Genomic DNA, 18363 nt, shown 5'->3' on the forward strand with positions numbered 1-18363 from the left:
CAGCCGACGGGGGTGAATGATTGACCGTTATTCCACTCCGACTTCAGCGCCTTCCAAGTTAAGGCTCAGTTTATCACCTTGAGCATCGTCTTCGTCATCGAGTTCTTTCATCTCGATTTCCTCTTCGTTCTCGCTCAGGATTTTAACGTCCATGCCGAGAGACTGAAGCTCTTTAATCAATACCTTGAACGATTCAGGAACACCCGGTTCCGGAACGTTCTCGCCTTTGACGATCGATTCGTAGGTTTTCACCCGGCCGACCACGTCATCGGACTTGACGGTAAGAATTTCTTGCAGCGTATAGGCAGCACCGTAGGCTTCAAGCGCCCATACTTCCATCTCACCGAAGCGCTGTCCGCCGAACTGGGCTTTACCACCCAGCGGCTGCTGCGTAACGAGGGAGTATGGTCCCGTGGAACGGGCGTGAATTTTATCATCAACCATGTGCGCGAGCTTGATCATGTGCATGACACCGACGGTAACTTCACGTTCAAAACGTTCGCCCGTCCGTCCGTCGTACAACACGGTCTTACCATTCCGCTGCATGCCTGCTTCTTCCATCGTATCAAACACGTCATACTCGCTTGCACCGTCGAATACCGGTGAAGCCACGTGAATGCCGAGCTGGAGCGCAGCCATACCCAAGTGAACCTCAAGCACCTGACCGATGTTCATCCGTGATGGAACCCCCAGAGGGTTCAACACAACTTGAACCGGCGTGCCATCCGGCAGGAACGGCATGTCTTCCTCAGGCAAAATACGGGCAACGACACCTTTGTTACCGTGACGTCCGGCCATTTTGTCGCCTTCGGAAATTTTACGTTTCTGTGCGATGTAGACGCGAACCAATTGGTTGACGCCCGGCGGCAACTCGTCGCCGTTCTCACGAGTAAACACCTTCACGTCCACGATGATTCCATCACTACCGTGAGGAACGCGCAGCGAGGTATCGCGCACTTCGCGAGCCTTCTCACCGAAGATCGCATGCAAGAGACGCTCCTCTGCCGTCAGCTCGGTTACGCCTTTAGGCGTTACCTTACCAACGAGAATGTCGCCAGCGCTGATTTCGGCACCGATGCGGATGATTCCGCGCTCGTCAAGGTTCTTGAGCGCTTCTTCCCCTACGTTAGGAATATCGCGCGTGATTTCCTCCGGACCGAGCTTCGTGTCACGCGCCTCGGATTCGTACTCCTCAATATGGATCGAAGTGTACACGTCCTCTTTGACCAGCTTCTCGGAGAGAAGAATCGCATCCTCGTAGTTGTAGCCTTCCCAAGTCATGAACGCAACGACAACGTTGCGGCCCAGTGCCAATTCACCCATCTCGGTGGACGGTCCGTCTGCCAGGATGTCACCTTTTTTAATCACATCGCCGCGCTTGACGATTGGACGCTGATTGATGCATGTTCCTTGGTTCGAACGCATAAATTTGTGTAATTTATATTTAACAATATCGCCTTTGACTTCTTGTCCGTCGATATTTTCCACGCGGCGGAGCCAGATTTCGTTGGCGGATGAACGTTCAATAATCCCGTCGTATTTGGATACAATACATACACCGGAGTCTTTCGCAGACTTATGCTCCATCCCGGTTCCGACGAGCGGAGCCTTAGGAATAAGAAGCGGAACAGCCTGCCGCTGCATGTTCGATCCCATCAGCGCGCGGTTGGAGTCATCGTTCTCGAGGAACGGAATGAGCGCCGTCGCTACCGACACGACCTGCTTAGGCGATACGTCCATGTAGTCCACACGGTCACTCGGCATCGGAAGGATGTTGTCGGATTGCTTGTTATAACGGACGATAACCATTTCGTCAGCGAAGGTACCGTCTTCGTTGAGTTCGGCGTTCGCCTGGGCAACGATGTAGTTATCCTCTTCGTCTGCAGTCAGGTAATCGATTTGGTCCGTGACTTTACCGGTCTTCGGATCCACCCAACGGTACGGAGCTTCGATGAAGCCATACTCGTTGATGCGAGCAAACGTCGACAAGGAGTTGATCAGACCGATGTTCGGTCCCTCCGGTGTCTCGATCGGACACATACGGCCGTAGTGACTGTGGTGAACGTCCCGCACCTCAAAGCCCGCGCGCTCACGCGTCAAACCGCCCGGTCCGAGTGCAGACAGACGACGTTTGTGCGTCAGTTCCGCTAGCGGGTTAGTCTGATCCATGAACTGGGACAACTGGGAGCTGCCGAAGAACTCTTTGATCGATGCGATAACCGGACGGATGTTGATGAGCGCCTGCGGCGTAATCACGTTCGCATCCTGGATCGACATTCTCTCACGAACAACGCGTTCCATCCGGGACAAACCGATACGGAACTGATTTTGGAGCAATTCGCCCACAGAACGCAGACGACGGTTACCCAGGTGATCGATATCATCCGTATTGCCGATTCCATGCAGCAGGTTGATGAAGTAGCTGATGGAGGAAATGATATCCGCCTGCGTAATATGCTTCACGGATTTATCGATGTTTGCGTTCGCAATGACCTTCACGACTTTTCCGTCCTCGATCGGAGAGAATACGTCGATCGTTTGCAGCGGGATATCCTCGCTGTCCATCACGCCGCCGGCAACATGATAATTCTTGAAGCCTACGCTCTTCTCAAGGTAAGGCATAATCTCGTCCAAAAGACGACGGTCTACGGTTTGACCGGCTTCCGCAACGATCTCACCCGTATCCACGTCTATCAAACTTTCTGCCAAACGTTGATTAAAGAGACGGTTCTTAATATGAAGCTTCTTGTTGATCTTATAACGACCAACGTTAGCCAGATCATAACGCTTCGGATCGAAGAAACGAGCAACGAGAAGGCTCTTTGCATTCTCCAGTGTTGGCGGCTCGCCCGGGCGAAGGCGTTCATAGATTTCAATGAGCGCTTTTTCCGTGGAGTCCGTGTTGTCTTTATCCAGCGTATTTTGAATATATTCATCATTGCCCAGAAGATCCAAAATCTCGGCATCCGTGCCAAAACCAAGCGCACGTAAAAGCACCGTTACAGGGATTTTACGGGTGCGGTCGATCCGGACATAAATAATGTCCTTCGCGTCCATCTCCAGTTCCAGCCAAGCGCCGCGGTTAGGGATAACTGTTGCAGTGTACGTCGTCTTACCGTTTTTATCCACTTTCGTGCTGAAATAGACGCTGGGAGAGCGAACCAACTGGCTGACAATAACCCGTTCGGCACCATTGATAATGAATGTTCCGGTTTCCGTCATTAACGGGAAGTCTCCCATGAACACTTCCTGCTCCTTGACCTCTCCGGTCTCCTTGTTAATGAGCCGGACTTTCACGCGGAGCGGCGCCGCATAAGTAACGTCGCGTTCTTTCGCGTCATCGACGGTGTATTTCGGTTCTCCAAGGCTGTAGTCAATGAACTCTAGCACCAAATTGCCCGTGAAATCCTGAATCGGCGAGATGTCCTGAAACATTTCGCGGAGTCCTTCCTCCAAAAACCATTCATAAGATTTTTGTTGGATTTCAATCAGGTTCGGAACTTCGAGTACCTCGTTAATACGAGCATAACTTCGCCGAGTGCGTCGACCATATTGAACAAGATGTCCTGCCAACTTAAACTCACCCCTCATGTCTACTCACTTTAAAAATTTCATTGCGAACCTCTGTTTGTAACACTATAATGAAACATACAGAGGACACTCCCATAAATAGAGAAAAGCCCTTATCGAATACCTTTTCGAAAAAAGAGCAGCTTATCCATGGTTATGATAATCATCTCATATCCTGTAGATTTGCCCAAAATGTACATATTATACGTCAATATGACCGACTTTATGCGTATTTCCGCATAATAAGTCTTGACATTTCAGCCAACTAAAGACAAAGAGACCATCCTAATACTGACATTTTATAATAATACCATACCAGCATACCCAAGTCAACAGCCTAGTCGAACTATTCTAAGAAGATTTCGTCGCTTTGAATATTCGGTACCCTTTATCCTTCGTTACTTCCTCAACCTGTTCAAATAAACTCTCCAGCTTCGCTTTCGCCGAAGGTGCACCCTGCTTCTTCTGAATCACAACCCACAATTGTCCATTCTCGCGCAGATGTTTCCACGATTCCTCGAATATGGCATGCACTGTTTCTTTTCCCGCACGAATCGGCGGATTGGTGAGAACCACATCAAATTGCTGATCCTTCACCGCCTCAAACAAGTCGCTTTCTAAGATTGTAACGTTGATTATACCGTTGCGCTTCGCGTTCTCTTTGGCCAATTCGACAGCACGGCTATTGATGTCGATCATCGTCACATGGCCTTGTGCGGCGATTCTTGCCGCCGTTAGTCCGATCGGACCGTATCCGCATCCTACATCCAGCACCTGGGCATTCTGCCCGAAATCCATGGCGTCTATTAATACCTTGCTGCCATAATCCACGCCGCCCTTGGAGAACACGCCGGCGTCGCTGATCAAACTAAATGACTGCCCCCGAAGTTCCGTTTTTAACTCTTTACGATCATGAGCAATCTCCGGCTGATTTGAGTAATAATGTTGATTCGGCATCATTTCCTCCGTCTTGAATCAAATTCTGCCCGCCTAAGGATATCAGCCTTAAGCGCTCCATTATCCCAGTATAACCTTTCCTGCAGAGAATCAGTACGCGTTGAACCCCCGCCACAATAACAAACCCCTTGAACAAATATTCAAGGGGTTTGCTTCTTGCTGACATTCATCTAGAGAAGTAATTACTTCACTTCTACGGATGCGCCTGCTTCTTCCAATTTAGCTTTAACAGCTTCAGCTTCTTCTTTAGCTACTTTTTCTTTCAATGGTTTTGGAGCGTTGTCAACCAGTTCTTTTGCTTCTTTCAAGCCAAGACCTGTGATTTCGCGAACCACTTTGATTACGTTGATTTTGGACGCGCCTGCGCTAGTCAGGATTACGTCGAATTCGGATTGCTCTGCTTCAGCAGCTGCACCAGCGCCACCTACAACAGCTACTGGAGCTGCAGCAGTTACACCAAATTCTTCTTCGATTGCTTTTACGAGATCGTTCAGTTCCAGAACAGACATACCTTTAATTGCTTCCAAGATTTGCTCTTTGCTCATTTAAGTTGAACCTCCATTTATTATTAAGATTTGATAGTTGTTGTTACACAGCTTTAGCAAGACAAAGCTTATGCGCCTTGTTCTTCCTTCTCAGCAACAGCTTTAACTGCAAGCGCGAAGTTGCGCACTGGAGCTTGAAGCACGCTGAGGAGCATGGAGAGGAGACCTTCGCGGGACGGAAGTTCTGCCAGAGCTTTGATTTCGCTCTCTCCGATGACACGGCCTTCTACTACGCCGCCTTTCAATTTCAACGCGTCGTTTTTCTTAGCAAAATCGTTAAGGATTTTTGCTGGAGCGACAGCGTCATTGGTACCAAATGCAACAGCTGTCGGACCAGTCAAGACTTCGTCCAGATCACTCAGCTCTGCTGCCGCAGTTGCACGGCGAAGCAGCGTGTTTTTCAGTACTTGGAACTCGACGCCAGCTTCACGAAGCTGTTTACGAAGTTCAGTTACTTGCGCAACGTTCAGTCCGCGATAGTCAGCAACTACTGTCGATACGCTCTCGCGCAGCTTAGCAGCAACGACATCAACCGCTTCTTGTTTCGCTTGAATCACTTTTGCGTTTGCCAATGATTACACCTCCTGGTTGTATTAGTAGCGTAAGAGCACCAAGCTCTCCGCTCTTCCTACGGGCACTAAAAAAGCCTCCGTAGAATCACGAAGGCCTGATGAATCATCATTTGGCCGGTACTACCGGACAAATTGTTGACGTTCTATCATAACACCTCGGTAGGAAATTAAGCCTGCTTAGGGCACCTACTGTCTACGGTAAGCATATTCAACTTTAAGGGTCAGTCTCGAAGACTCACAACTGTTACATAATATCAAACCTCATTGACCAAAGTCAATGGTAATATTATCTGTAAACGGTTGTGTTCACGCGAGCGCTTGGTCCCATCGTCGAGGAAACAGCGATACCCTTCAGGTATACACCTTTAGCAGCAGCTGGTTTCGCACGATTCAATGCATCGATGAGAGCTTTGAGGTTCTCATTCAATTGAGCTGCATCGAAAGACACTTTGCCGATTGGCGCGTGAATTTGACCTGCTTTGTCCAGACGGTACTCGATTTTACCGGCTTTGATTTCTTGAACAGCCTTGGCAACATCGAATGTAACCGTACCAGCTTTAGGGTTAGGCATCAGGCCTTTACCACCGAGCAGACGGCCAAGTTTACCGACTTCACTCATCATATCAGGTGTAGCTACGCAGACATCGAACTCGAACCAGCCTTGTTGGATTTTGTTGATCATGTCCTGATCGCCAACAAAATCAGCGCCAGCCGCTTCAGCCTCTTTCGCTTTTTCACCTTTTGCAAATACCAGAACGCGTTGTGTTTTACCTGTGCCGTGTGGCAAGACAACAACACCACGAACAGCCTGGTCTTGTTTACGAGGGTCTACGCCCAAACGTACAGCCGCTTCAACAGTTTCGTCGAATTTGGCAGTTGCAGCCTTCTTCACAAGCTCTACAGCTTCCAAAGGCTCATAAGTTGCTTCGCTGTCAATCAGCTTGGCAGCTTCAACGTATTTCTTACCGTGTTTAGCCATGTTTGTTTTCCTCCTTTGTGGTGTTAGCGGAAATTCCTCCCACATAATCCGGACCTCGTCCGGTTTCAACCGAAAGACGATTAGTCTTCGATTGTGATACCCATACTACGGGCAGTACCTTCTACCATCTTCATTGCAGCTTCAACAGATGCAGCGTTCAGGTCAGGCATTTTTTGCTCAGCGATTTGACGAACAGCGTCACGCTTAACGGTAGCCACTTTCTTCTTGTTAGGCTCGCCGGATCCTTTTTCGATCTTAGCAGCCACACGAAGCAGAACGGCAGCCGGTGGAGTTTTCGTGATGAATGTAAAGGAACGATCTTCAAACACCGAAATTTCAACCGGAATGATCAGACCAGCTTGATCAGCAGTACGTGCGTTGAATTCTTTACAGAATGCCATGATGTTGACACCCGCTTGACCCAATGCAGGACCTACTGGAGGAGCCGGATTCGCTTTACCTGCAGGAATTTGCAGTTTCACAATCTTGATAACTTTTTTAGCCATGGTTGACACCTCCTTGCATCAATAGTGGTAGACGGACGCGTATTTACGCCCTCCCACAAGAAACCTGAAGAATCAGATCTTCTCCACTTGAGTATAATCCAACTCCAGCGGGGTTTCCCGTCCAAACATGTTGACGTGAACTTTCAACTTGCTCTTTTCAGCCAAAATCTCTTCCACGGAGCCCACAAAATTCGCAAAAGGACCAACCTTGATACGAACGGATTCCTTGATGTCGAATTCGATCTTCGGTTTCGGCTCTTCCATGCCCATATGCTTCAGAATCTGTTCCACTTCTTCCGGAAGCAAAGGCGTCGGTTTAGAACCGGACCCTGTCGAACCAACAAAACCGGTCACTCCTGGCGTATTGCGGACAACATACCAAGAATCATCGGTCTGAATCATTTCGACCAAGACATATCCCGGGTAAACTTTACGCATGACGGTTTTTTTCTTGCCGTCTTTGTTTACGATTTCTTCTTCCATCGGAACAAGAACGCGGAATATTTTGTCCTCCATGCCCATGGACTCGACACGTTTTTCCAAATTGGCTTTGACTTTATTCTCATACCCAGAATAGGTATGAACTACGTACCATCTTTTTTCCATATCAAGCCACCTGGGACCCTTCTAAATTATCGCTTCGATCACAGCGGAAATACCGATGTCTACAACCCAAAAATAAATCGTGACAAACACAATGGTGCCTAGAACAATGAGAGTATAGTTCGTCAGTTCTTTACGATTGGGCCAGCGAACTTTTTTAAGTTCCGCCCAGCTTTCAGAGAAAAAGGAAAACAGAGACTTGAAACCACGTTTCACGCCGACTACACCTCCAAAAGAAAACTATCTGGTTTCGCGATGAGGAGTTTGCTCGTTACAGAACTTGCAAAATTTCTTCATCTCCATGCGGTCGGGGTGATTTCGCTTGTTTTTGGTGGTTGTGTAGTTTCTTTGTTTGCAGCTTGTACAAGCCAAAGTGATAATTACCCGCATGATGTGCACCTCCCGAAGACGTCCTTCTTTGTCAGAAGAATCGATATTGATCCTAGTAGAAACAACCTTGTTCTCATCGAAACCCGGTTATTTCTGCGAGATGAATAAAACCGTTGTTCCAAAAGCTGTAACAACGATCCATTCATAAAACACGCGAATTTAGGCCTACCTAAAACACTTTATCACAAGGATAGCGCCATTTCAAGCCTTTTTCTCTCTGATTGCGGGCTGCAATAAATGCCATTGCCAGCTAAACCAGGGAATAAGTCCCCGGCTTATTGTACACCTTCCGCTGTAAAAAACTGTGGCGTTTCACAGTCTTTGTCCATCTTGCATAGCATTTAGCCTATATCCAGTATGTTCAATCTTCCAACAGATGAAACACCGAATATTACACATTATGCGAAAATGGACATCTCTGAATTGCGTCCTATCACGCCTGCCGACAAAAGATCACGGAGGTAAAGCATGCAAAGATCCTTCACCCGCCATCCCGAAATACGATGCTGCAATTAAAAAAAGGCTCTGATTGAGCCTTCTGCTTCTTGTCCGACATTTGCTTTAATTATCCCTGACCTCCAGATAACGCTCAAGCTTTCGCTTTACCCGCTGGAGGGCATTGTCAATCGATTTCACGTGACGCCTCAAATCTACCGCAATCTCTTGATAGGAACGACCGTCCAAATAAAGCATCAAGACTTTCCGTTCCAGATCGCTTAAGATCTCTGACATCTTGTCTTCCAGGCCGACAAACTCCTCTTGATTGATGATCAGTTCCTCCGGATCGCTTACCGCTGTGCCGCAAATGACATCCAGCAGCGTACGGTCCGAGTCCTCGTCATAAATCGGCTTGTCCAAAGAGACATACGAATTGAGCGGAATATGCTTCTGTCTCGTAGCGGTCTTGATCGCCGTAATGATCTGCCTGGTAATGCAGAGCTCGGCAAAGGCCTTGAACGAGGACAGCTTATCCCCTTTAAAATCACGAATTGCCTTGTACAGCCCGATCATGCCTTCCTGGACGATATCCTCCCGGTCGGCGCCAATTAGAAAATAGGAACGGGCTTTAGCACGTACAAAATTCCGGTACTTATTGATCAAATACTCCAGCGCCCCGCTATCACCCTCGCGGACCGCCTCGACAATGTCTTCATCGCTTATCACATCATACCCTGACAACATGACTTCCTTGAGGTCCACACTCAATAGAATCCCTCCGGCCCGGAACGCACGGTAGCCCGTCACTCGCTTGAAATATATGACAAGTATATATGATGTCTACTAGACCGTCAACCACGTTCTACCTAAATAGACCGATAATAACATTTAATGTAAACTATTTCGTAGATTCATATATTGTTTCATTTTCCAAATGAGCCGACCTTTCGTCCCTCATGGTGTAAAACTGTGTTACTCCCTTCGCCAGCGCTCGAACGCCTGTCTCACATCCGGCGGCAGCTTCCCGTCCAGGGTATTTCTGCTCTTGGTATGCTCTTTTGTAATCTTCTGCTTCACTTCGCGCTCGCTCTGCTCGACCTCGCTCAGCAATTCCCTGGCGGACAGCCGGAGTGCTCCTCTAGCAAAAATGACGTGCTGCTCGATTAAATCGCTGGTCGCCACATAAATTTTACGCCGTCGATGGCTAAACTCGCCGACAAGCCGCTCAATGCACTCATCGGCGGTTTCCTTCTCTTTCGTAAAAAACACCTGCACCTTGCCTTGCGTGTAGGATTTCCCCAAGCCCGGGACCCGGTACGCGTCAAAAATCACCACGACTCTGAGGCCTGAATACGCTTGGTAATCCGCTAATTTCTCAAGCAGCAAGTCCCGCGCTTCGTGCATGCTGCTGTTGGCAAGCTTCGCAAGATGCGGCCAGCCGCCGATCATGTTATAACCGTCGACCAGCAGCACATCCCGCCAATCGGCCATCATCGCTAACCTTGCAGGCGGCGACGGCGAAGCACTTCGTACATGACGACGCCTGCGGCAACCGAGGCGTTAAGCGAATTGATTTTTCCGGCCATCGGCAGTTTCACAAGCACATCGCATTTCTCGCGGATCAGACGCCCCATCCCTTTATTCTCATTGCCGATAACGATGGCGACCGGCCCGTCAAAAACCTCGGTATCATACAATTCCTGAACGGCATCGACCACGGTTCCGACAACCCACACGCCCATTTCCTTCAGTTGATCGATCGTTTGGCCCAGATTAGTCACTCTGGCTACAGGCACATACTCCACCGCGCCGGCCGATGTTTTGGATACCGTTGCCGTTACCTGCGCGGATCTGCGCTTAGGCAATATGACGCCGTGAGCGCCCGTGCAGTCTGCCGTTCGGAGAATCGATCCGAGATTGTGCGGATCCTCGATCTCGTCCAGAAGCAGCAGGAAAGGCAGCTCGCCTTTTTCCTCCGCGGCCTTCAGCAGATCGTCCACTTCCACATAAGCGTAGGGTGCCGCCTGGGCAACCACGCCTTGATGCTGGACTCCGGGAACCATCTGATCCAGCTTCCGTTTGTCCACATGCTGAATGACGATGCCCAGCTTCTTCGCTTCCGCGATGATCGGCAGGGTCAGATGCTTTTGCGCGTTTTCGGCAATCCATATTTTGTTGATCGTGCGTCCGGATTTGAGCGCTTCCGTAACGGAGTGCTTACCGGCTACTACTTCCTCTTCTTGCATCATGTAGGTCTCCTCCTGCATATCAGCCGGCGTCCCCCGTTTGGGAGATACCGGCTGTATCGTTTCAATGTTGATGCCTATATTGCCACACGGTCTATTTAACGGACCCTTCGATAAACTCGATGCTCTTTCCGATGAGTTCACGGAGACGGTCCTGCTCTCCCGCATAATATAAATACCCAACCAGCGTCTCGAATGCCGTTGCATGCCGATATTCCAGCACGTCGGCATTCTTCGGTATGCTGCCTGATTTGGCATTGCGCCCCTGACGCACCACATCGCGCTCTTCCTCCGTCAGCTCCGGATCCAGAAAAGCCAATATCCGGCTCTGCGCCTTCGCCGACACGAAGCTCGTAGCCGAACGGTGCAAGTGATGGGGACGGAGATTAGCCCGTGATATCAAGAACTGCCTCACCGCCACCTCATAAATGGCATCCCCGATGTAAGCGAGCACGATGGGCGGAATTAAACGGGCCGGCTTCGACGGCGGAAAATCAAACCAGCCTACTACTGCAGGATCCTGATGCTTATCCCCGCTCATTTACGCCGCCAGCGCATGCCCTGCGCCGTATCCTCCAATACGATGCCTTCGTCCGCCAGCTTGTCGCGGATTTCGTCCGCTCGGGCCCAGTTTTTATTCTTGCGGGCTTCGACACGTTCGGCAATCAGCGCTTCGATTTCCTCATCCAGCAATTCATCCGGACCTGTGTTCACGATGCGGAGCACGCCGTTCATTTCGTTGAAAGCCCGCAGCACTTCATGCAGGTCCGCGGCAGGAATCGATGCTTCCTTCAGCAGCTGATTCGCCTCGCTGGCCCATTGGAACATCGCGGTGATGGCGTCCGGCGTGTTGAAGTCGTCCTGCATTTTCTCGTGAAATTCGACAAGCACGGCCGATATTTTGTCGGCTACGTCCTGGCTGACTTGATCGTCCTTGGAGCCAATCGCCGTGCCCAATCGATGTTCGACGTTTGCCGCCGCATTCGCGAGGCGTTCCACGCTGTTCTGTGCCTGTTCCATCACCTCGTCGCTGTAATTCAGCGGGTTGCGGTAGTGGGTGGACAACATGAAATAGCGCACGGCTTCTTTCGTATATTGTTCGCGAAGTTCCTTAACCAATACGCCGTTGCCCAGCGATTTCGACATTTTCTCGTTGTTGATGCGGATATATCCATTATGCATCCAATAGTTCGCGAGCGGTTTGCCCGTCAATGCCTCGGACTGCGCCACTTCGCATTCATGGTGCGGGAACTGCAGATCCTGGCCGCCTCCGTGGATATCCAAGGTATCCCCGAGATAGCGGCGAGCCATGGCGGAGCACTCGATATGCCAGCCCGGGCGGCCGTCGCCCCATGGACTGCTCCAGTAGATCTCTCCCGGCTTCGCGGCTTTCCACAGCACGAAGTCCTCCGGATTTTCCTTTCGTTTATCCACTTCGATCCGGATCCCGAACTGCAGCTCATCGAGGTTCTGCTGGGACAGCTTGCCGTAATCGTCGAACTTGCGGGTCCGGTAGAATACGTCTCCGCCGTTCTCATAAGCAAAGTCGCGATCCATGAGCTCCTGGATGAATTCGATGATGCTCTCCATATTGTCCGTTACCCGCGGATTCAATGTCGCTCTTGGTATGCCGAGACCGTCCAAATCCTCGTAATAGGCGTTGATGAACTTCTCCGCAACCTCCGGAACGGTCGTCCCGGTTTGCTCCGCTTTCCGAATCATTTTGTCATCCACATCCGTGAAGTTCACTACATAATTCACGTCGTTGCCCTGATTCTCGAAGTACGCTCGAACCACGTCGAAAAAAATCATTGGCCGGGCATTGCCGATATGGATGTAGTCGTACACGGTAGGACCGCATACGTAGATCTTTACCTTTCCGGGTTCCTGGGCAACAAACGTTTCTTTCATGCGGGTTAGCGTGTTATAGATTTGCAGTGCCATATTGTATCATCTCAATCCTTTCGTTCCATCGCTTATTGTCTCTTACTTCAAGCCTGCGTAACGCATTGATTCATGTTGAAGATGATGTATCGAAATCGCTATATGAAGTCAGGCTATGCATCGTCCAAGGCATCCAAGGTTACGGGAGTTCTTCTATTCTTCCTTGGCCGAAGACACGACAGCCTCGGAAACCATCGCTTGATGCCGGCTTCCCTTGCTCTCATCCAGCTCCGCCCGGAGCTGATCGATCTCCTTCTGCATCGAACGGAGCGTATCGACAATCGGATCGGGCAGGTTGGTGTGATCCAGCCGGTCGCGCACCCGCTCCCCGTTCTGTTTCACGACTTTGCCGGGATTGCCGACAACGGTGCTGTTCGGGGGTACGGGCCTTAATACGACCGCGTTGGATCCGATGTTACAGTTATCCCCAATCGTAAAAGAACCTAGCACTTTCGCTCCCGATCCGATGACCACGTTGTTGCCGATCGTCGGATGCCGCTTGCCTTTTTCCTTGCCGGTTCCGCCAAGGGTCACCCCCTGGTAGATCACCACGTCGTCTCCGATCTCGCAGGTCTCTCCAATGACAACCCCCATGCCATGGTCGATGAACAGCCGACTACCGATACGGGCGCCCGGATGAATCTCGATGCCTGTCATGAACCGGCTGATCTGAGATATGATCCGTGCCAGCGTATACCACCGCCGCTTAAATAAGGCATGAGCCACCCGGTGCGCCCACAGGGCGTGAAGTCCCGAGTAGGTGAATACCACTTCAAAAAGTCCCCGGGCGGCCGGGTCATTCTCGAACACTGTCCGAATATCCGATTTCATCTGTTTAAACATGAACGCTCCCTCTTTCCCCTCTTCCAATCGCGCATGCAACTTGCTATCCATCGTTATTCCTGTAATAAAAAACGCCCCTGCAGCTTATCGCTGCAGAGGCGCTAGACCGCGGTTCCACTCTGCTTCGAACCGGCACAAGACTCCTCCCTTCGTCAGGGACGGATTCTACCGATTCTCTTCATGTCATTAACGGCAGACGACCGGCATGATCTAACGATTGCGTTCGCTTCAACCATGCAGCTCACAGGTGCATTTCCGCTGCAGGCGACGGGACAACTCTCAGCCGGCAAATTCAAGTGGTTCTTGTCTTCTGCCGATTGTCCTCTCTGGAACGTGCCTGTTTTACGCGTACTTCTCCTGATCGTAGCTTTTTAAACGTTTATATTTGTTGATCCAGACTTCATAAATGACCGCGTGGCTCACTAGAGACGCTGCGCTGACGGCTTGTGCTTCCGATCGCTGTTGATTCCGATTTCTTTAACGATATTGCTTAGGTTGAAATCGGAAGACAAAGGCGAACGCTTCGCTTCTCCAGCACAATTCCGTCCTCTCCGCTACTTCCCTGTATGAGTAAATGCACCATTTAATAAAACCCTAAGATCAAAGAATATTTCACTTCTAGTTTGGTGTAATTATAACTGATGATATACGGGCTGACAAGGAACGTTTATTGCGGATGCCGCCCGACTTATGCGCCTTTGATCTGGGAACGCAAACGGTCAAGCACGCGGTCCCTGCCAAGCAGCCAGATCGTCTGGTTCAAGTCGCGGCCATGGGTTTGTCCCGTCAGGGCTACGCGGATCGGCATGAAGAGCTGTTTGCCCTTAAACCCGGTCTCCTTCTGGACTTCCTTGATCATGGCGGCGATCTTCTGCGCGTTAAACTCATCGGACTGTTCGATCTTCGCCAGGAATGCGGACAGTACGGCAGGCACCTGCTCGCCGCCCATCACTTCGATCCCCTCGGCATCCAGCTCCAGGTGCGTGCGGAAGAACACTTCCGACAGATCCACGATATCCGAAGCCGCCGTCATCTGCTCCTGATAGAGCGCCACGAGCGCACGTGCCCATTCCTCCTGCTCGGCCGTAAGCTTGGACGGCAAACGGCTGGCTTTCTGCAAATGCGGAATGGCCAAATCGGCGATCCGGTCCGGATCCGCGTTCTTAATGTACGTGTTGTTCATATGAGCCAGCTTGTTCGTGTCGAATACCGCCGGGCTCTTGGACAAGCGATGCTCATCGAAGATCGAGATCAGCTGCTCTTGGGAGAACACTTCCTCCTCCCCTTCCGGAGACCAGCCCAGCAGCGAGATGAAGTTGAACAGCGCTTCAGGCAAATAACCAAGCTGGTCATACTGCTCGATGAACTGGATGATCGATTCGTTGCGCTTGCTCAGCTTCTTGTGATCCTCGCCCACGATCAGGGTCATATGCCCGAACTGAGGGGGCTCCCACCCGAAGGCTTCATAGATCATCAGCTGACGCGGCGTATTGGAGATATGATCCTCCCCGCGCAGCACATGGCTGATCTTCATGAGATGATCATCCAAAGCTACCGCGAAATTGTAGGTAGGAATGCCGTCTTTTTTGACGATGACGAAGTCGCCCGTCTCTTTGCTGTTAAACGAAATCGTGCCCTTCACCATATCGTCGAACGTGTAGACGCGGTCTTCCGGCACGCGGAAGCGGATGCTCGCCACGCGGCCTTCAGCCTCAAGCGCCTGGCGCTGCTCTTCGGTCAAATCGCGATGCTTCCCGGAATAACGCGGCGTTTCGCCCCGAGCCATCTGCTCTTCCCGCTCCTGCTCCAGCTCTTCCTCTGTGCAGTAGCAGCGGTAAGCCAGCCCGCGATCCAGAAGGTCCTGCCAATATTCTTTATAAATATCAAGACGCTCGGTCTGGCGATAAGGTCCGTACTCGCCCCCAACATCTACGCTCTCATCCCAATCCATGCCCAGCCACTTCAAGTACTTCAACTGGCTCTGCTCGCCGCCCTCCACGTTGCGTTTCACATCCGTATCCTCGATACGGATAATGAATTTCCCGTTGTTCTTGCGGGCGAATAAATAATTGAATAATGCCGTTCTGGCATTGCCGATATGTAAATGTCCCGTTGGACTCGGTGCATAGCGCACGCGGACTTCTCCGGTCATTGTAACCCCTCCGCTTCCCTATTCTACAAAGTTTCCCCGTTCAAAAACTCCCTTTTTGAACGCATACTTCAAGATGATAGCACACCTTTTACAAGGCAGACAACCGACTGCGCGGCGATTCCTTCGCCCCTGCCGGTAAACCCGAGCTGCTCGGTGGTGGTCGCCTTCACGTTCACCTGATCCACCTCGGCATCCAGCGCTTTGGCGATCACTTCGGCCATTTGCGGAATGTATGGCGCCATCTTCGGCTTCTGGGCAATAATCGTGGAATCGATGTTACCCAGTCTATACCCGCGTTCTTTCGCCATAACCCATACCTGTTCCAAAAGCTTCAGGCTGTCGGCGTCTTTAAAGGCAGGATCGTTATCGGGAAAATGGCGTCCGATGTCGCCAAGCCCCAGCGCCCCCAGGATCGCGTCCGTTACGGCGTGCAGCAGCACGTCGGCGTCGGAGTGCCCAAGCAGACCTTTGTCATGCGGAATCGTGACGCCTCCGATGATGCACGGCCTTCCTTCTACGAGCTGATGTACGTCAAACCCTTGTCCTACTCGAATCATTCCATGTCCTCTCCCTTACGTTTCTGTAAAAAAGCCGCATATTCCAGATCCTCCGGCGTGGTGATTTTGATGTTGCTGTATTTCCCCTCCACCACGGTGACCGGATGCCCTGCCCGCTCCATCAGCATGGCGTCGTCGGTGCCGGCAAATCCCTCCTTCGCCGCAGCTTCATGCGCGGACAGCAGGTCGGAAAGACGAAAAGCCTGTGGGGTCTGGACGGCCCACAGACTTTGACGGTCGGGGGTACCTGTAATGAGCCCCTTACCGTTCACCTGCTTAATCGTATCCTTCACGGGAACCCCGAGTACCGAGGCGCCTTCGCGGATCGCCGCATCGCGGCAGGCTTCAATTTCCTCTTGCGTTACGAACGGCCTTACGCCGTCATGTATCATTACCCATTCTGAAGAGATTTGCTTGATGCCTTGATATACGGACTGTTGTCTCTCGCTTCCGCCAGGGATTACGGTCGATACCTTATCCAAACCGTATTCCTGCACCCAGGACTGACAGCGAGGAACATCCTCCATCCCCGTTACAAGCACAATTTCCTGCAGCCATGGTATCCGGCTGAATGCTTCAAGCGTATGAACGATAATGGGCTTACCGTCCAGAACCAAGTACTGCTTGCTCTCCCGGGTGCCCATCCTCGTTCCTTTTCCCGCCGCTACGATGACGGCGCCGAAGTTACTCATCACACACCAAACTCCTGTCTCACCCAAACGCCACAAACGGACGAATACCGGATATGTATATCCCCATCATACCCCTTTACTGGGCTTTTTCCAACAGTTTTGGTTTCGCGAAGATCATCCGGCCCGCAGAGGTTTGCAGTACACTGGTAACCAGCACCTCCATCATTGTGCCGATATACTCGCGTCCGCCCTCCACTACGATCATCGTGCCGTCATCCAGATATGCGACGCCCTGACCATGCTCTTTGCCGTCCTTGATTATCTGCACCAGAATTTCTTCCCCTGGCAGAACCACCGGCTTCACCGCGTTGGCCAGGTCGTTAATGTTCAACACCGACACGCCTTGCAGCTCGCAAACCTTGTTCAAGTTGAAATCATTCGTGACCACTTTACCTTGAAGCACTTTGGCGAGTTTCACCAGCTTGCTGTCCACTTCGGATATCTCCTCAAAGTCGCCTTCGTAGATAAGCACCTTTACATCCAGTTCCTTCTGGATTTTGTTCAAGATATCAAGCCCGCGCCGGCCGCGATTTCGCTTTAGAAGATCCGAGGAATCCGCAATATGCTGAAGCTCCTCCAGGACGAATTCGGGAATGACAATCGTTCCTTCAATAAATCCGGTTTTGCAAATATCTGCGATCCTGCCATCAATAATGACGCTTGTATCCAGAATTTTATGTTCCTCCACGCGCCGACCTTCCGGTTCGGCGGTTTGGCTCCACTTCCCCGACATCCATAGGGAAGCCAGTTCATCCTTCTTCTCCAATCCAATGCGTAAACCGATGTAACCGCCGAGCAGTGTGATGCCGACCTGCAGCAGCTGCCCTGCTTGTCCGAGCAAGGATAATCCCGGAGAGAGCAATAAAGACAGCAGCAAACCGCTTAACAATCCCGCCGTTCCCGCGGCCAGCTCATTCATCGGGATCCGGGAGAACGAAGAGATCAGGCTGTGCAGCCATCTCGTTACCCGATCCGCCGACAGCACGCCGATCATGCCAAACAATAATCCTCCAAGCACCGCGAAGGCTCCGCTTCCCGCTGCAAATATTCCTTGTCCAAACATAGGCGAGAGCCCTGAGAAAGACCGTTCCATTGTATGATATAACGTATACCCGCCCCATGCTCCGCATAATACCGTAAATGCTAAGATAGCTTTTTTTAACATGAGCTTCCGCACACCTCCTTTGTATACCTGATAATCTTGGCTTCTATTTCCAGTATGGTCCAATTTGCAAAGTCGTAATCGTGCCGATTGAAGTTTTTCTAATAAAGTTTCCGGATGCGATGACCTGCCTGTTTTTACCTACACCCATCAGGCTTTGACGTGTACTGACATCGACCTCACAACTGGAATTGACCACCTTTACAC

Annotated in this window: 20 protein-coding genes and 1 other annotated feature; of the genes, 1 reads left to right on the forward strand and 19 read right to left on the reverse strand. The window is 50.9% G+C overall.

What is annotated here, in order from left to right; translation table 11 throughout:
* Nucleotides 1-27: 27 nt before the first annotated feature.
* From rpoB to cysE, 15 genes are all read right to left on the reverse strand, one after another.
* Nucleotides 28-3573 (reverse strand): DNA-directed RNA polymerase subunit beta, encoded by a 3546-nt coding sequence (gene rpoB / locus BMX45_RS29230; protein ID WP_090914108.1) that lies wholly within the window; start codon nucleotides 3571-3573, stop codon nucleotides 28-30.
* Between the two features lie 348 nt (nucleotides 3574-3921).
* Complete coding sequence (locus BMX45_RS29235; RefSeq protein WP_090914110.1) at nucleotides 3922-4527, reverse strand: class I SAM-dependent methyltransferase; 606 nt, start codon at nucleotides 4525-4527, stop codon at nucleotides 3922-3924.
* Between the two features lie 182 nt (nucleotides 4528-4709).
* A complete protein-coding gene (rplL, locus tag BMX45_RS29240; RefSeq protein WP_009591984.1) occupies nucleotides 4710-5072 on the reverse strand; it encodes a 50S ribosomal protein L7/L12 in 363 nt (120 codons plus the stop codon).
* Between the two features lie 68 nt (nucleotides 5073-5140).
* A complete protein-coding gene (rplJ, locus tag BMX45_RS29245) occupies nucleotides 5141-5644 on the reverse strand; it encodes a 50S ribosomal protein L10 (protein WP_090914113.1) in 504 nt (167 codons plus the stop codon).
* Between the two features lie 58 nt (nucleotides 5645-5702).
* Nucleotides 5703-5861: a sequence feature (ribosomal protein L10 leader region), on the reverse strand.
* A gap of 69 nt (nucleotides 5862-5930) precedes the next feature.
* Nucleotides 5931-6623, reverse strand: a complete 693-nt coding sequence (gene rplA / locus BMX45_RS29250; RefSeq protein ID WP_009591966.1) for a 50S ribosomal protein L1 — start codon at nucleotides 6621-6623, stop codon at nucleotides 5931-5933.
* 80 nt (nucleotides 6624-6703) lie between these two features.
* Nucleotides 6704-7129 (reverse strand): 50S ribosomal protein L11, encoded by a 426-nt coding sequence (rplK, locus tag BMX45_RS29255; RefSeq protein ID WP_006212938.1) that lies wholly within the window; start codon nucleotides 7127-7129, stop codon nucleotides 6704-6706.
* Nucleotides 7130-7201: 72 nt separating this feature from the next.
* Nucleotides 7202-7735 carry a transcription termination/antitermination protein NusG gene (gene nusG / locus BMX45_RS29260; protein ID WP_006212939.1) on the reverse strand — a complete coding sequence of 178 codons (534 nt, stop codon included), beginning with the start codon at nucleotides 7733-7735 and terminating at the stop codon, nucleotides 7202-7204.
* A 21-nt stretch (nucleotides 7736-7756) separates the two neighbouring features.
* The gene (secE, locus tag BMX45_RS29265; RefSeq protein WP_006212940.1) at nucleotides 7757-7948 is read right to left on the reverse strand and encodes a preprotein translocase subunit SecE; all 192 of its coding nucleotides are present in this window, start codon (nucleotides 7946-7948) and stop codon (nucleotides 7757-7759) included.
* Between the two features lie 24 nt (nucleotides 7949-7972).
* Complete coding sequence (gene rpmG, locus BMX45_RS29270; protein WP_006212941.1) at nucleotides 7973-8122, reverse strand: 50S ribosomal protein L33; 150 nt, start codon at nucleotides 8120-8122, stop codon at nucleotides 7973-7975.
* A gap of 561 nt (nucleotides 8123-8683) precedes the next feature.
* On the reverse strand, nucleotides 8684-9328 hold the full coding sequence (gene sigH / locus BMX45_RS29275; RefSeq protein ID WP_006212942.1) for an RNA polymerase sporulation sigma factor SigH: 645 nt from the start codon (nucleotides 9326-9328) through the stop codon (nucleotides 8684-8686).
* Between the two features lie 204 nt (nucleotides 9329-9532).
* Entirely contained in the window at nucleotides 9533-10051 is a 519-nt protein-coding gene (locus BMX45_RS29280) for an NYN domain-containing protein (protein WP_036662755.1), read from the reverse strand.
* A gap of 5 nt (nucleotides 10052-10056) precedes the next feature.
* Entirely contained in the window at nucleotides 10057-10809 is a 753-nt protein-coding gene (rlmB, locus tag BMX45_RS29285) for a 23S rRNA (guanosine(2251)-2'-O)-methyltransferase RlmB (protein ID WP_090914115.1), read from the reverse strand.
* A gap of 91 nt (nucleotides 10810-10900) precedes the next feature.
* Nucleotides 10901-11347, reverse strand: coding sequence for a Mini-ribonuclease 3 (locus BMX45_RS29290; protein ID WP_090914117.1), 447 nt, complete (start codon nucleotides 11345-11347; stop codon nucleotides 10901-10903).
* Nucleotides 11344-12750, reverse strand: coding sequence for a cysteine--tRNA ligase (cysS, locus tag BMX45_RS29295; RefSeq protein WP_090914119.1), 1407 nt, complete (start codon nucleotides 12748-12750; stop codon nucleotides 11344-11346). The genes BMX45_RS29290 and cysS overlap by 4 nt, the downstream gene beginning before the upstream one ends.
* A gap of 153 nt (nucleotides 12751-12903) precedes the next feature.
* Complete coding sequence (gene cysE / locus BMX45_RS29300; RefSeq protein WP_036662760.1) at nucleotides 12904-13593, reverse strand: serine O-acetyltransferase; 690 nt, start codon at nucleotides 13591-13593, stop codon at nucleotides 12904-12906.
* Nucleotides 13594-13773: 180 nt separating this feature from the next.
* Between cysE and BMX45_RS31520 the strand changes: the two genes are divergently transcribed.
* Entirely contained in the window at nucleotides 13774-13968 is a 195-nt protein-coding gene (locus BMX45_RS31520) for a hypothetical protein (RefSeq protein ID WP_145041115.1), read from the forward strand.
* Nucleotides 13969-14281: 313 nt separating this feature from the next.
* Here the strand turns inward: BMX45_RS31520 and gltX are convergent, their stop codons facing one another.
* The 4 genes from gltX to BMX45_RS29320 all read right to left on the reverse strand — a co-directional run bounded on the left by gltX (nucleotide 14282) and on the right by BMX45_RS29320 (nucleotide 18159).
* Nucleotides 14282-15745, reverse strand: a complete 1464-nt coding sequence (gltX, locus tag BMX45_RS29305; RefSeq protein WP_090914121.1) for a glutamate--tRNA ligase — start codon at nucleotides 15743-15745, stop codon at nucleotides 14282-14284.
* Nucleotides 15746-15813: 68 nt separating this feature from the next.
* Complete coding sequence (ispF, locus tag BMX45_RS29310; protein ID WP_009591976.1) at nucleotides 15814-16302, reverse strand: 2-C-methyl-D-erythritol 2,4-cyclodiphosphate synthase; 489 nt, start codon at nucleotides 16300-16302, stop codon at nucleotides 15814-15816.
* Nucleotides 16299-16994 (reverse strand): 2-C-methyl-D-erythritol 4-phosphate cytidylyltransferase, encoded by a 696-nt coding sequence (ispD, locus tag BMX45_RS29315; protein WP_090914123.1) that lies wholly within the window; start codon nucleotides 16992-16994, stop codon nucleotides 16299-16301. Before ispD ends, ispF begins: the two co-directional genes overlap by 4 nt.
* Nucleotides 16995-17070: 76 nt before the next feature.
* Nucleotides 17071-18159, reverse strand: a complete 1089-nt coding sequence (locus tag BMX45_RS29320; RefSeq protein ID WP_015737636.1) for a PIN/TRAM domain-containing protein — start codon at nucleotides 18157-18159, stop codon at nucleotides 17071-17073.
* Between the last annotated feature and the right edge of the window lie 204 nt (nucleotides 18160-18363).

The sequence above is a fragment of the Paenibacillus sp. cl141a genome (genome assembly GCF_900109305.1).
Classification (GTDB): domain Bacteria; phylum Bacillota; class Bacilli; order Paenibacillales; family Paenibacillaceae; genus Paenibacillus_AQ; species Paenibacillus_AQ lautus_A.

What these genes read in the sequence shown, in the direction of transcription:
- ispD (WP_090914123.1), bottom strand. Translation starts at nt 16,994, where the DNA reads ATGAGTAACTTCGGCGCCGTCATCGTAGCGGCGGGAAAAGGAACGAGG.
- nusG (WP_006212939.1), bottom strand. Translation starts at nt 7,735, where the DNA reads ATGGAAAAAAGATGGTACGTAGTTCATACCTATTCTGGGTATGAGAAT.
- gltX (WP_090914121.1), bottom strand. Translation starts at nt 15,745, where the DNA reads ATGACCGGAGAAGTCCGCGTGCGCTATGCACCGAGTCCAACGGGACAT.
- BMX45_RS31520 (WP_145041115.1), top strand. Translation starts at nt 13,774, where the DNA reads ATGTCATTAACGGCAGACGACCGGCATGATCTAACGATTGCGTTCGCT.
- rplA (WP_009591966.1), bottom strand. Translation starts at nt 6,623, where the DNA reads ATGGCTAAACACGGTAAGAAATACGTTGAAGCTGCCAAGCTGATTGAC.
- ispF (WP_009591976.1), bottom strand. Translation starts at nt 16,302, where the DNA reads ATGATTCGAGTAGGACAAGGGTTTGACGTACATCAGCTCGTAGAAGGA.
- BMX45_RS29280 (WP_036662755.1), bottom strand. Translation starts at nt 10,051, where the DNA reads ATGGCCGATTGGCGGGATGTGCTGCTGGTCGACGGTTATAACATGATC.
- rlmB (WP_090914115.1), bottom strand. Translation starts at nt 10,809, where the DNA reads ATGATGCAAGAAGAGGAAGTAGTAGCCGGTAAGCACTCCGTTACGGAA.
- BMX45_RS29235 (WP_090914110.1), bottom strand. Translation starts at nt 4,527, where the DNA reads ATGCCGAATCAACATTATTACTCAAATCAGCCGGAGATTGCTCATGAT.
- cysE (WP_036662760.1), bottom strand. Translation starts at nt 13,593, where the DNA reads ATGTTTAAACAGATGAAATCGGATATTCGGACAGTGTTCGAGAATGAC.
- rpmG (WP_006212941.1), bottom strand. Translation starts at nt 8,122, where the DNA reads ATGCGGGTAATTATCACTTTGGCTTGTACAAGCTGCAAACAAAGAAAC.
- rplK (WP_006212938.1), bottom strand. Translation starts at nt 7,129, where the DNA reads ATGGCTAAAAAAGTTATCAAGATTGTGAAACTGCAAATTCCTGCAGGT.
- cysS (WP_090914119.1), bottom strand. Translation starts at nt 12,750, where the DNA reads ATGGCACTGCAAATCTATAACACGCTAACCCGCATGAAAGAAACGTTT.
- BMX45_RS29320 (WP_015737636.1), bottom strand. Translation starts at nt 18,159, where the DNA reads ATGTTAAAAAAAGCTATCTTAGCATTTACGGTATTATGCGGAGCATGG.
- rplL (WP_009591984.1), bottom strand. Translation starts at nt 5,072, where the DNA reads ATGAGCAAAGAGCAAATCTTGGAAGCAATTAAAGGTATGTCTGTTCTG.
- BMX45_RS29290 (WP_090914117.1), bottom strand. Translation starts at nt 11,347, where the DNA reads ATGAGCGGGGATAAGCATCAGGATCCTGCAGTAGTAGGCTGGTTTGAT.